9 protein-coding genes are annotated in these 12,744 nt (G+C 62.7%); 4 read left to right on the forward strand and 5 right to left on the reverse strand.

What is annotated here, in order from left to right; translation table 11 throughout:
* Window positions 1-288 precede the first annotated feature (288 nt).
* From M5C71_RS09850 to M5C71_RS09860, 3 genes are all read right to left on the reverse strand, one after another.
* Entirely contained in the window at window positions 289-1,188 is a 900-nt protein-coding gene (locus tag M5C71_RS09850; RefSeq protein WP_248767731.1) for a hydroxymethylglutaryl-CoA lyase, read from the reverse strand.
* Window positions 1,189-1,276: 88 nt separating this feature from the next.
* On the reverse strand, window positions 1,277-1,678 hold the full coding sequence (locus tag M5C71_RS09855) for a MerR family DNA-binding transcriptional regulator (protein ID WP_103497096.1): 402 nt from the start codon (window positions 1,676-1,678) through the stop codon (window positions 1,277-1,279).
* A 200-nt stretch (window positions 1,679-1,878) separates the two neighbouring features.
* A complete protein-coding gene (locus M5C71_RS09860) occupies window positions 1,879-2,808 on the reverse strand; it encodes a LysR family transcriptional regulator (RefSeq protein WP_100943899.1) in 930 nt (309 codons plus the stop codon).
* Window positions 2,809-2,959: 151 nt separating this feature from the next.
* Between M5C71_RS09860 and M5C71_RS09865 the strand changes: the two genes are divergently transcribed.
* Complete coding sequence (locus tag M5C71_RS09865; protein WP_103497095.1) at window positions 2,960-4,189, forward strand: acyl-CoA dehydrogenase; 1,230 nt, start codon at window positions 2,960-2,962, stop codon at window positions 4,187-4,189.
* Window positions 4,190-4,200: 11 nt separating this feature from the next.
* Here the strand turns inward: M5C71_RS09865 and M5C71_RS09870 are convergent, their stop codons facing one another.
* Both M5C71_RS09870 and xthA read right to left on the reverse strand, forming a co-directional pair.
* On the reverse strand, window positions 4,201-5,535 hold the full coding sequence (locus M5C71_RS09870) for a phosphate ABC transporter substrate-binding/OmpA family protein (protein WP_152736928.1): 1,335 nt from the start codon (window positions 5,533-5,535) through the stop codon (window positions 4,201-4,203).
* Between the two features lie 75 nt (window positions 5,536-5,610).
* Window positions 5,611-6,423: an exodeoxyribonuclease III gene (gene xthA, locus M5C71_RS09875; RefSeq protein ID WP_103497093.1), complete on the reverse strand. Its 813-nt coding sequence runs from the start codon at window positions 6,421-6,423 to the stop codon at window positions 5,611-5,613.
* A gap of 135 nt (window positions 6,424-6,558) precedes the next feature.
* On the opposite strand from xthA, the gene M5C71_RS09880 reads away from it, so the two are divergent.
* The 3 genes from M5C71_RS09880 to M5C71_RS09890 all read left to right on the forward strand — a co-directional run bounded on the left by M5C71_RS09880 (window position 6,559) and on the right by M5C71_RS09890 (window position 12,675).
* Entirely contained in the window at window positions 6,559-7,209 is a 651-nt protein-coding gene (locus tag M5C71_RS09880; protein WP_103497092.1) for a GNAT family N-acetyltransferase, read from the forward strand.
* A 70-nt stretch (window positions 7,210-7,279) separates the two neighbouring features.
* The gene (locus tag M5C71_RS09885; protein ID WP_248767732.1) at window positions 7,280-9,007 is read left to right on the forward strand and encodes an autotransporter assembly complex family protein; all 1,728 of its coding nucleotides are present in this window, start codon (window positions 7,280-7,282) and stop codon (window positions 9,005-9,007) included.
* A complete protein-coding gene (locus tag M5C71_RS09890) occupies window positions 9,004-12,675 on the forward strand; it encodes a translocation/assembly module TamB domain-containing protein (RefSeq protein ID WP_248767733.1) in 3,672 nt (1,223 codons plus the stop codon). Before M5C71_RS09885 ends, M5C71_RS09890 begins: the two co-directional genes overlap by 4 nt.
* Window positions 12,676-12,744 lie beyond the last annotated feature (69 nt).

Consider the following 12,744-nt stretch of genomic DNA (forward strand, 5'->3'; position numbering starts at 1 on the left):
GCGGGTGACCCGAGGGTTCCCTGAAAGCACACCTTCTCCAAAAAAATCTGTTAGCTGCGTCTCTGCCGTGTTGTTTTTGTTATGTCAGAGTCGGTACGTCTTATTTTTATGGGTTTGCTGCTTTTTATTCTTGTTATGCAAGAGATATAGCAGGTGGCGTGCCAACTTTTTAAAACCCTTTAAAATCAAGGCTTTGATATTTTTCGTGAACCTTCGGCCAAGGGCAATGTCGTGAATCTGTTTCCGTGTTACTCGTTTGTGTTTCCAGACGGTAACACCCGGACACATTCACACCGCCTGCCGTGCCTTGGCGACCCTTGAGCCAGTAACACGTCCCAGCACGGCACAGATTTCCTGGCCCGCGAGGAGCAACTGGTCGAGGTCGACACCGGTGTGGATGCCCAGGCCGTTGAGCATATAGAGCACGTCTTCGGTGGCGACGTTACCGCTGGCGCCCTTGGCGTAGGGGCAGCCGCCCAGGCCTGCGATGGAGCTGTCGAAGACCGCGATGCCTTCCAGCAGGCTGGCGTAGACATTGGCCATGGCCTGGCCGTAGGTGTCGTGGAAATGCCCGGCAAGTTTTTCCCGCGGCACGCTGGCCGAGACCACCTCGAACATCCGCCGGGTGGCGCCCGGGGTGCCGGTGCCGATGGTGTCGCCCAGGGACACTTCGTAGCAGCCCATGGCGTACAGCTCGCGGGCCACGACGGCGACCTGTTCGGCGGCGACCGGGCCTTCATAGGGGCAGCCGAGCACGCAGGACACGTAGCCGCGCACCGTCACGCCATGCTGGCGGGCGGCATCCATAATCGGTAGGAAACGTTCGAGGCTTTCGCTGATGGAACAGTTGATATTGCGCTGGGAGAAGGCTTCGGAGGCGGCGGCGAACACCGCCACCTCCTTGACCCCGGCGGCCACGGCATCTTCGAAACCGCGCAGGTTGGGGGCCAGCGCGCCATAGGTGACCCCGGGCTTGCGCTGGATCTGCGCGAAGACTTCGGCGGAACCGGCCATCTGCGGCACCCATTTGGGCGAGACGAAGCTGCCGACTTCTATATAACCCAGGCCAGCGTCGCTGAGACGGTCCACCAGGCGGACCTTGTCGGCCACGCTGATGGGTTGGGCTTCGTTCTGCAGGCCGTCGCGGGGGCCGACTTCGATCAGGCGTACGTGGGTGGGCAATGACATGGGGGGTACCTTGTTGGTGAGTAGGAACAGGGTCTGGCCGCGAAGCTTCCAGCGCTCTCAAGAGCCCCTTCGCGAGCAAGCTCTGCTCCTACAGGATGGGGTCGGCCTGTTGTTCGAGGGTCTGCAACGCCTGATGGCAGCGCTCCTCGGCAGTGTCGAGTTCCAGTTGCATCTGTTCGATATCCAGCAGTTGCTGCTCCAGCTGCGCCCGGCGCTCGGTGATCTTCGCCAGCATGCTGTTGAGCTGCTTGTGGTTGCCGCTGGTGGGGTCGTAGAGTTCGATCAGTTCGCGGCACTCGGCCAGGGAAAAACCGATGCGCTTACCCCGCAGGATCAGTTTCAGGGTCACCTTGTCCCGGGCCGAGTAGATGCGTTCCAGGCCCTTTCGCTCAGGACTGAGCAGGCCTTGCTCTTCATAGAAGCGAATGGCCCGGGTGGTGATGTCGAGCTCGCGGGCGAGGTCGGAGATGCTGTAGGTCTGGCTGCTCATGAAAGCGCTCGAGAAAGGTCATGGCGCTAAGCTAAGGGCTGCTTGACGTATACGTCAAGCATGCGTGAGGCATGCGATGACCTTTGTGGGAGCGGAGCTTGCCCGCGAAGGGGGCTTCAAGATCGCCAAAAGCTTCGCGGGCAAGCTCCGCTCCCACGGGGTATGCGTTCAGATTCAAGTGAGTAGTGTTTTCCCCAGGCTCAGGCCTTGTCGAGCTTCTTCTCATGGGCCGTGACCTGCTGGCACAGTTCGATCATCTGCTCGCGCATCCAGCGGTTGGCCGGGTCCTGGTCGGTGCTTTCGTGCCAGTAGAGGTGGGTTTCCACCGGTGGCACGTCATTGACCGGCAACGGGAAGTAATGCAAGTCATGGCGGCGGGCGAAGCGTTCCGGCACGGTCATGACCATATCGGTTTGCTGCAACACCTGTGAGGCCATCAGGTAATGCTGCGAACGCAAGGCGATCTTGCGCTGGATGCCCATCTTGCCCAGGGCCAGGTCGACATAACCCAGGCCATTGCGTCGGCTGGAAATATGGATGTGGGTGAATCCCATGTAGTCATCCAGGGTCAGCTTGTCCTTGCCCGCCATTGCATGGCCCTTGCGCATGGCACAGACATAGCGGTCTTCCATCAGCTTGACATGACGCACCTGGGGGTCGGTGTTGAGCGGCGCGTCGACGGCGAAGTCGATACGCCCGGCGGCCAGCTCCTTGGTGGTCTCGCGGCGCTTGGAGAGGAAACTCTCGATCGCCACCGTCGGCGCCAGGCGGCGCAGGCGCTGGAACAGTGGCGGCAGGATCACCGCCTCGGTGAGGTCGGTCATGCTGATGCGGTAGGTCTTGTTCGCCTGCAACGGGTTGAAGATCCGGCTTTCCTGCACCGAGATACGCAGCAGCGACAGGGCATTGCGCACCGGGCCGATGATGTTCTGCGCCATCGGCGTGGGCACCATGCCCTGGGCGGTACGCACGAACAGCGGGTCGTTGAAGGTTTCACGCAAGCGTGCCAGGGCGTTGGACACCGCCGGCTGGGTGATGCCGACGATCTGCCCGGCTCGGGTCAGGTTGGCCTCGGTATAGATGGCGTCGAAGACGATGAAAAGATTGAGGTCGACCTTGCTCAGATTCATTTCGCGGCGCTCTTATTGTTAGGGTTCGATCAGCCGATCATATATCGGTGATGAATGTTAATACACGGCGAGAATAGCTTTGGTAAATTTTCGTAGCTGATCTAGCATCGATTCCATGACTCCGACCACCTGCTCAAGAAGGTAGCTGCCCATGGATTTCGCCTATTCGCCCAAGGTTCAGGAACTGCGTGAACGCGTGACCGCGTTCATGGACACCTATGTGTATCCGGCCGAACCGGTGTTCGAGCGCCAGGTCGCCGAAGGCGATCGCTGGCAGCCCACCGCGATCATGGAAGAACTCAAGGCCCGCGCCAAGGCCGAGGGGTTGTGGAACCTGTTTCTGCCGGAATCCGAACTGGGTGCCGGCCTGACCAACCTGGAATACGCCCCCCTGGCGGAAATCATGGGCCGCTCCTTGCTTGGGCCGGAGCCGTTCAACTGCTCGGCACCGGACACCGGCAATATGGAAGTGCTGGTGCGTTACGCCAATGAAGAACAGAAACAACGCTGGCTGGAACCGCTGCTGCGCGGCGAGATCCGTTCCGCCTTCGCCATGACCGAGCCGGATGTGGCTTCGTCTGATGCTACCAATATGGCCGCCCGCGCCGAGCGCCAGGGTGACGAGTGGGTGATCAACGGCAAGAAGTGGTGGACTTCCGGCGCTTGTGATCCGCGCTGCAAGATCCTGGTGTTCATGGGCCTGAGCAATCCGGACGCACCGCGTCACCAGCAACATTCGATGATCCTGGTGCCGGTGGATACCCCCGGGGTGAAGATCGTCCGTCCATTGCCGGTATTCGGTTACGACGATGCCCCCCATGGTCACGCCGAAGTGCTGTTCGAGAACGTGCGGGTGCCTTACGAGAACGTGCTGCTGGGTGAGGGCCGTGGTTTCGAGATCGCCCAGGGCCGCCTTGGCCCGGGCCGGATTCACCACTGCATGCGTTCCATCGGCATGGCCGAGCGCGCGCTGGAATTGATGTGCAAACGGGCAGTCAACCGTACCGCGTTCGGCCGGCCATTGGCTCGTCTGGGCGGCAATATCGACAAGATCGCCGACTCGCGGATGGAGATCGACATGGCGCGCCTGTTGACCCTGAAGGCGGCCTTCATGATGGACACCGCCGGTAACAAGGTGGCGAAAAGCGAGATCGCGCAGATCAAGGTGGTGGCGCCGAACGTGGCCTTGAAGGTGATCGACCGGGCGATCCAGATCCACGGTGGGGCCGGGGTCTCCAACGATTTCCCGCTGGCCTACATGTACGCCATGCAACGCACCCTGCGCCTGGCCGACGGCCCGGATGAAGTGCACCGGGCGGCGATCGGCAAGTACGAGATCGGCAAATATGTACCGCGTGAGATGATGCGTTCGGAGCGCTGAGAGCCGCGCTCTTAATACACCCAGACCTCGACCCGCCGGTTCTTGATGCGGCCTTCATCCAGGGTGTTGGCCGCCACCGGCATCTGCGCGCCGAAGCCCTGGATATCGCGAAACACCACGCCGCCTTTCACCAGTTCGCGACGCACCGCCATCGCCCGCAGCTTGGATAGCAGGGCGGCGCGGGCCGGGTCGTTCTTGGCGTCGCCAAAACCCACCAGGGTCACCTGTTTGTTCAGCTTGCCCTGGGCATGCAGGTAATCCAGGACCCGCAGCACATCCTGGCGGGCCTTGTTGTCCAGGCTGGCGCTACCTTCCTCGAAACGAAAATTCACTGACAGGCGCTGCGCTTCTTTCGCCAGGGCCTGGTATTCCGGCGACATGGCCGGGCCGGGCGTGACCGGGATGGCCTGCACCGTCTGCGCGACAAAGCCGTTGCCGGCGACAATCGCCTGGCCCGCCGGGCTTTGCGCGAAACGTACCAGGGACGCGGCCCAGGGGTTCTGGCGGTTGGGCGGCAGGTAGAAGAACAGTCGTCGGGACAGCGGATAATCCTCGGTGGCGATCAGGCTGGCCAGCGGCAGCATCGCTTGCGAATCACCGTCGACAATGGCCACGGCCTTGGCCTGGCGAACGTAGGGCAGGCCGATAAAGCCGATCCCCTGGTGATCCTGGCTGACCGCATCGGATAACTGTTCGCTGGATTCGAAACGCTGGGCGCCGGCGGCCAGGGACTTGCCGCGACGGGCCAGCACCAGTTCCTTGAAGGTGTCCCAGGTCCCGGACTTTTCATCCCGGGCGTAGAGGTGAATGGCGCCGCCGATCCCGCCCAGTTCTTCCCAGGTTTTCACTTCGCCGGAAAAGATTTTCGCCAGTTCTTCGGTGTTCAGTCGGGTCAGCGGGTTTTGCGGATGAAGGATAATCGCCACGCCGTCGATGGCGATCACTTGCTCGGCGTCGGGGCTTTTCAGATCGCCGAGGCTGGCGAGGTCCGCCAGTTCGGCGTCCTTGATCGGACGGGAAGAAGCGGCGAGGTCGGCGGTACCGGCTTTCAGGGCGCTGAAGCCGGTGCTGGAACCATGGGCGGCGACTTCGATCCGGACCCGGCGGCCTTGCTCGGTGGTGGCGAGCACGCGCTGCTCGTTGTCCTTGCCGGTGTTGGCCAGGTGCACGCCATGCAGGCCCTGTTCCTCGAGCCAGCCCTTGACCAGCGCCGGTCCGAGGTCGGCACCGATGGTGTTGGACCCCTGGATGCGCAGCGCCGGGCCGTCATCGGGCGGCGCGGGCAGGGCCGCCAGGGTCAGGGCGGGGAGGCCGCAGAGGATCAACAGTGAGAGTGCGCGCAGCATGGGGCCTGCACCTTTTGTGGGCCGGAGTGCTGCAAGAATAAGTCATTCAGGTTTCAGTTAAATGACGGCGCGTGATCAGCCCAGCTCCAGCCAGATCGGTGCATGGTCGGAAGGCTTTTCCATGCCGCGCAATTCATAGTCGACCCCACCGGCCTTGACCCGTGGCAGCAAGCCATTCGAGGCCATGATCACATCGATCCGCAGGCCACGCTTGGGCTCGTCTTCAAAGCCACGGCTGCGGTAATCGAACCAGCTGAAACGGTCATTCACCTCAGGGTGCAGATGCCGGAAGCTGTCCACCAGCCCCCAGTTCTTCAGGCGTGCCAGCCATTCGCGCTCTTCCGGCAGAAAGCTGCACTTGCCGGTTTTCAGCCAGCGCTTGGCATTGTCGGCGCCGATACCGATATCGCAGTCCTCCGGGGAAATATTGATATCGCCCATCACCACCAGCGGCTGGTCGTGCTGGAACCGGCTTTCCAGCAACTGCTGCAGGTCCTGGTAGAAGCGTTCCTTGGCCGGAAACTTGGTCGGATGGTCGCGGCTTTCGCCCTGGGGGAAATAGCCGTTCATGATGGTCACCGGCGTGCCGTTTTCATCGGCGAAGGTGCCCCAGATAAAGCGCTTCTGGGCTTCCTCATCGTCCCCCTCGAACCCCTTGTGCAGGCTCAGTGGTGCCTGGCGCGACAGCAGCGCCACGCCGTAATGGCCTTTCTGGCCGTGGAAATGCACGTGGTAACCCAGGGCTTCGACTTCAGCCTGTGGAAACTGGTCGTCGGAGACCTTGGTTTCCTGCAGGCCGATCACATCCGGCTGGTGCTTCTCGATCAGCGCCGCCAACTGATGGGGCCGGGCGCGCAGGCCGTTGATGTTGAACGAGACGATTTTCATGGGCGGCAATCCTGGCAAAACAGCGATGCTAGCCGACAAGTCCGGCGACGGCCAGCGTGGCGGGAGTGTCGATGCACTGCTAACGTTCTCTCAGATCGTTGCGGCAACGCGCCGCGGCCAGGGAGGTTGACCCCCATGCCGGAAATGCCAGAGATCACGGCCCAGATCCATTTGCTCGACGGTGGTTATTCTCGCGAAGCACGCTCGCTGTTGTACCAGGCCTATCGGCATGAACCGACATTCGCCTATCTGTTCGAGGCCGAACGCCCGGGCTACGAACAGCGGGTCCGGGCCACGGTACGTGAGCGGGTCAAGCAACACTTTCTCGAGGATCTGCCGGCCATTGGATTATTGGTCAACGACCGCCTGATCGGCATCGCGCTGATCGCTCCGCCACAGCGTCGACTGGACATTACCGAGAGCTGGGTCTGGCGCATGCGCATGGTGCTGAGCACCGGCTTTCGCTGTACCCGCCGTTACCTAGAGTACCAGCAGGCGGTGCTCGCCTGCCTGCCGTCGAATTCGGTGCACGTGCTGCCGTTGCTGGGCATCCACCCGCAGTTCCAGGGCCAGCACTATGGCGAGCAGTTGCTGATGGCGGTGCACAACTGGTGTGCCGAAGACCCGCATTCCCAAGGCGTGGTGCTCGATACCGGTAACTCGCGTTACGTTGAGTTCTACAAGCGCCAGGGTTATGAGGACATCGGTGAGGTAGCGGTGGGACCGATCCGCGAGCACGTGTTTTATCACGCCAACCCCCTGATGTTACAAACAGCAATGGCTTGACTGTCGAACTTTCCGGTCGGTTTCGCGTTCTATGACGGCCTTAACCCAGCCCGTGATAGCATCCGCGCCTATGATGTTTTCTATAAGATTGACCAGCGGTTTGCTCCTGCTCTGTTGCAGCATGGCGGCCCTGGCGCAAAGCGAACTCGATGTACGGGTCAAGCCGGCGAACGACGAGTTGAAGGCCAATGTGGAAGGCTACATTGGCAGTCTCGGCAATCGTGGTGAAAATGCCCTGCGGCGTTTCAGCCGCGGCGCGCAGGAGCAGGCACGCAAGGCCGCCCAGGCGCTCGGCTATTATCAGCCGCAGATCGAGACCGAAGTCGAAGCCGGCAAGACCCCCAAGCTGATCCTGACCATCGATCCCGGCGAACCGGTGCATCTGCGCAATGTCACCGTGCGCATCGAAGGCCCGGCCGCCAGCCTCAAGGCTTTCCAGATCCCCAGGAGTGATGCCCTCAAGCCTGGTGCCGTGCTCAACCATGGGCACTACGAGGATACCAAGCGCCTGATCCTCAACCGGGCCTCGCGCTACGGATTTTTCAGCGGCCACTTTATCAGCCAGAAGTTGATCGTCGACCCCAAGGCGGGCATCGCCGATATCGAGCTGATCTATGACAGCGGTCCGCGCTACTCCCTGGGACCGGTGCATTTCGCCGGCGACACGCCCTTCGACGAGGACCTGCTGCACCGCATGGTGCCATTCAAGGCCGGTACCCCTTACGATTCCGAACTGATCGCCGAGCTCAACCAGGCCCTGCAATCGAGCGGCTACTTCGAAGGCGTGCGGGTGGATGCGGCGCCGCTGGCGGCCAAGGACCGGGTGATTCCGGTCGAGGTCCAGCTCGATACCCGCAAGCCGCGCACCATGGGCTTGGGCCTGGGTTATTCGACCGACGTCGGGCCCCGGGTCAAGGCCAACTGGACTCGCCACTGGGTCAATGCCCAGGGCGATAGCTATGGCATCGAAAGCGAGGTGTCCGCGCCCCGGCAGAATATCGGCCTGTGGTACGACCATCCGCTGGACCCGCCGCTCACCGACAAGCTGCGCTGGGCCGCCGGCTACCAGTACGAGGAAATCGCCAACACCGACAGCCTGAGCAAGCTGTTCACCATCGGCCCGGAATGGCACAGCAAGCTGCCCAGCGGCTGGCAGCGGGTGATCTCGCTCAAGTGGCAGCGCGAGGAATATCGCCTCGGCGACGATTCGGGCCTGAGTACCTTGCTGATGCCCGGCATCAATTACTCCTATCTGCGCAGCGACAACCGCATCGATCCGCACAACGGCTATCGCCTGGAGTTCGACAGCAAGGTCGCCAAGGAAGGCCTGGCCTCGGACAATAACCTGCTGTACGGCACGGCGACACTCAAGGGCCTGACCACGGTCTGGGATAATCACCGTTTCCTCGGCCGGATCCAGTTCGGCGGCAGTGCCACCAATGGCTACCGGAACGTGCCGCCGTCCCTGCGCTTCTTCGCCGGCGGCGACCAGAGCGTGCGCGGCTACGACTACCAGAGCCTGTCCCCGGAAAACTCCGAAGGGGATCGGATCGGTGGGCGCTACATGGTCGCCGGCAGCCTTGAGTACCAATATTCCATCGCCGAGAAATGGCGGATCGCGACCTTCGTCGACCAGGGCAACTCGTTCAATACCCTGGAGTTACCGAGCCTCAAGACCGGCGTCGGCATCGGCGTGCGCTGGATCTCGCCGGTGGGGCCGATCCGTCTCGACCTGGCCCATGCGCTGGACGATCCCGGGGGTATCCGTTTGCACTTTTCCATGGGGCCTGAGTTGTGAAGCGTGGTTTGAAAATACTCGGCCTGGCGCTTGTCGCGCTGATGCTGTTGTTGCTGGTGTCGTTGGGTCTGCTGCTGGGCACCCAGGCCGGCAGCCGCTGGGCGTTGGCACAGGTGCCGGGCTTGAGCGTGGAAAATTTCCAGGGTCATCTGGGCGGGCAGTGGAGCGCCGATCATCTGCTCTGGCAGCAGGGCGGCAATCGGGTTGAATTGCAGCAGCCGCGCTTCAATTGGTCGCCGCTGTGCCTGACGCACTTTGTGCTCTGTGTCGATCAGTTGGAAGTCGAGCGGGTCGACCTGCGCTTTGAACCGAGCGCGCCGGCCGAGAGCGGGCCGCTGAGCTTGCCGACGCTGAAACTGCCGGTGGCGATCGAGTTGCGCCAGGTGCGTATCGGCAGCCTGTGGCTCGATGGCAGCGAGCAGCTCAAGGAATTGCAACTGGCCGCGCACTGGACGGCGCGGGGTTTGCAGATCGATACCGTGCATCTGCAGCACGACGACCTCAGCCTGGACCTCTCCGGGCTGCTGCAACCGAGCGGCGACTGGCCGCTGGCGGCCGAGGGCAAGCTGCTGTTGCCGGCCCCGGGCGGCGAGCCCTGGGCCCTGGCGCTGGAGGTGCAGGGCGATCTGCTCAAGACCCTCAAGCTCAAGGCCAACAGCAGCGGTTATCTGCAGGGCCAACTGACGGGCGAACTGGAGGCCCTGGCCGAGCACCTGCCGGCCCGGGTGCGGATCACCGCCGATGGCTTCAAGGCCAGCGCCGAACTGCCGGATACCCTGCAACTCAATCAGCTGGAGCTCACCGGCAGCGGTAACCTGAAAGACGGTTACCAGCTCCAGGGCAAGGCCGTGCTGCCGGCCGAGCAAGGTCCCGTCGACCTCAACCTGCAAGGCCGGGTCGATGCGCAGGGCGCGCAGATCGCCGCGCTGGACCTGACGGCCGGTGCCAAACAGCGGCTGAAACTCAGCGCCGAACTGGACTGGCAGAAGGGCTTCGCTGTCGACGCCAAGGTCGACTGGCTGGACTTTCCCTGGCATCGCCTGTACCCGTTGATCGAGGAACCGGCGGTCAAGGCGCGGACCCTGGTCGGTGAGGTGCATTACCGTGACGGCAACTACCTGGGTTTCGTCCAGGCCGATCTCGACGGCCCGGCGGGCAAGTTCAGGCTGCTGACGCCGTTCAGTGGCGACCTGAAACAGATCGCCCTGCCGCAGCTCGAACTGACGGCGGGGCAGGGCAAGGCCAGCGGTTACCTGAAGTTGCAATTCGCCGATGGCATCGCCTGGGACACCGCACTGGACCTGAGCGCGCTCAATCCGGCTTACTGGCTGGCGGAGTTGCCCGGGACCCTGGCCGGGCCGCTGCGCAGCAAAGGCGAGTTGAAGAACCAGCAGTTGAACCTGGAGGCGAATATCGACCTCAAGGGCAAACTGCGTGGGCAACCGGCAGTGTTACAAGCCAAGGCCAGCGGTAAAGGCGAACAATGGACCCTCGGTGCCCTGGATATTCGCCTGGGCGATAACCGCATCCAGGGCAGCGGCAGCCTGCAACAACGCTTGGCCGGGCAGCTCGACCTCAACCTGCCGCGCCTGGGCCAGCTCTGGCCGCAGTTGCGCGGACAAGTCAAAGGCCGGGTCGATCTCGCCGGCACGCTGAAGGCGCCGCAAGGCAAGGTCAGCCTGCACGGCCAGCAGTTGGTATTTGCCGATAACCGTCTGCAAAACCTCAGCCTCGAGGCCAACCTCGACGGCACCCAACGTGGGCAACTGGATCTCAAGGGCGAAGGTATCCAGGCTGGCGAAACGGCCCTGGGTACCCTGACCTTGCACGGGCAGGGCGATCTCAAGCGCCAGCAAGCGCAGCTCGATCTGCAAGGCCCGCTGTTGAAACTGGCCCTGGGCCTGGACGGCGGACTCGACAAAGGCAACTGGCGCGGGCGCCTGGTTTCCGGCGATGTACAGACCGGCGGCCAGGACTGGAAACTGCAGAACCCGGCCAAACTCGAATACCTTGCCGATGGCCGATTGAATTTCGGCAGCCACTGCTGGCTGTCGGGAGAGGCCAGCCTGTGCGGCGAGGATCAGCGGTTGATGCCCGAACCGCGCTTGCGTTATCACCTCAAGCAATTCCCCCTGGAAAGTCTGGGGCAATGGTTGCCCCGCGACTTCGCCTGGCAGGGCCGGCTGAATGCCGACCTGCAAGTGGACCTGCCGGCCAGCGGCCCCAAGGGCCAGATCATGATCGATGCCAGTGGCGGCACCCTGCGTATTCGCGAACGACGCAGATGGCTGGACTTCCCCTACGAGACCCTCAAGCTGACCAGCAACCTGACCCCGCGGCGGGTCGACACGGTCCTGGATTTTCGCGGTGGCAAGCTTGGCGAACTGATGCTCCAGGCGCAGATCAATCCCCTGGCGAAGAACAAACCCCTGACCGGCGATTTCCGCCTCAGCGGCCTCGACCTCAGCGTGGCCCGGCCTTTCGTGAGAAAGGTCGAGACCCTGGCCGGTCGCCTGGATGGCAGCGGGCGCTTGTCCGGCGGCTTGCTGGCGCCCAAGGTCAACGGCAACCTGACCTTGAGCGGTGGCGAGGTCTCCGGCTCGGAAGTGCCGACCACGGTCAAGGACCTGCGGGTGCAGGCGCAGATTGCCGGGGAAAACGTCCAGCTCAACGGCACGTGGACCGGCGGTGATGCCGGACACGGCAGCCTGACCGGGCATATCGACTGGACCGATGCGCTACAAGTGGAATTGGCGATCAAGGGCTCGCAGTTGCCGGTCAGCGTCGAGCCCTATGCGACCCTGGAGGTGGCGCCGGACCTGACGGTGTCGATGCACGGCGACAAGCTGGCGATTGCCGGCAAGGTGCATGTGCCCAAGGGCGCGATCGTCGTGCGCGAGCTGCCGCCGTCGACGGTCAAGGTCTCGGACGACACAGTGATCGTCGGCCAGCAGACCGAGGAGGGCAAGGCGCCCCTGGCGATGTCCATGGATATCGAGGTACTGGTGGGGGAGGACAAGCTCAGTTTCAACGGTTTTGGCCTGACCGCCGACTTGCAGGGCCAGGTGCATATCGGTGACAACCTCGATACCCGGGGTGAGTTGCGCCTGAATGACGGGCGCTACAGCGCCTATGGCCAGCGCCTGACCATTCGCCGGGCGCGCTTGCTGTTCGCCGGGCCCATCGACCAGCCGTACCTGGATATCGAGGCGATTCGCCAGACCGATGATGTGATTGCCGGTATTCGCCTGAGCGGCAGCGCCGAGCAACCGACCACGCAGATCTTCTCGGAGCCGGCCATGAGCCAGGAGCAGGCGTTGTCCTACCTGGTGTTGGGACGACCGTTGAGCACCACTGGCGAAGATAGCAATGTGCTGGCCCAGGCGGCGTTGGGCCTGGGTTTGATGGGCAGTGCCGGGTTGACCGGCGACCTGGCGAAGAACCTGGGCATCGAGGATTTTGTCCTAGATACCCAGGGCAGCGGCAGCACCACATCGGTGGTGGCCAGCGGCAAGATCACCGAGAAGCTGAGCTTGCGCTACGGGGTGGGGGTGTTCGAACCGGCCAATACCATCGCCTTGCGTTATATGTTGAGCAAGAAGGTTTACCTGGAGGCGGCGAGCGGCGTGGCCAGTTCCCTGGATATCTTCTACAAGCGCGATTTCTGAGGAATGACACTCCTCTGCGGTCACGCACGATCCTGTAGGAGCAGGGCTTGCCCGCGAAGGCGTCCTTGA

The organism is Pseudomonas sp. MWU12-2345 (genome assembly GCF_023242385.1).
GTDB classification, from domain to species: Bacteria; Pseudomonadota; Gammaproteobacteria; order Pseudomonadales; family Pseudomonadaceae; genus Aquipseudomonas; species Aquipseudomonas gingeri_D.

Bases quoted from the DNA above. Each gene is read 5' to 3' on its own strand.
- M5C71_RS09860 (WP_100943899.1), bottom strand. From the start codon at position 2,808: ATGAATCTGAGCAAGGTCGACCTCAATCTTTTCATCGTCTTCGACGCC.
- xthA (WP_103497093.1), bottom strand. From the start codon at position 6,423: ATGAAAATCGTCTCGTTCAACATCAACGGCCTGCGCGCCCGGCCCCAT.
- M5C71_RS09880 (WP_103497092.1), top strand. From the start codon at position 6,559: ATGCCGGAAATGCCAGAGATCACGGCCCAGATCCATTTGCTCGACGGT.
- M5C71_RS09850 (WP_248767731.1), bottom strand. From the start codon at position 1,188: ATGTCATTGCCCACCCACGTACGCCTGATCGAAGTCGGCCCCCGCGAC.
- M5C71_RS09865 (WP_103497095.1), top strand. From the start codon at position 2,960: ATGGATTTCGCCTATTCGCCCAAGGTTCAGGAACTGCGTGAACGCGTG.
- M5C71_RS09870 (WP_152736928.1), bottom strand. From the start codon at position 5,535: ATGCTGCGCGCACTCTCACTGTTGATCCTCTGCGGCCTCCCCGCCCTG.
- M5C71_RS09885 (WP_248767732.1), top strand. From the start codon at position 7,280: ATGATGTTTTCTATAAGATTGACCAGCGGTTTGCTCCTGCTCTGTTGC.
- M5C71_RS09855 (WP_103497096.1), bottom strand. From the start codon at position 1,678: ATGAGCAGCCAGACCTACAGCATCTCCGACCTCGCCCGCGAGCTCGAC.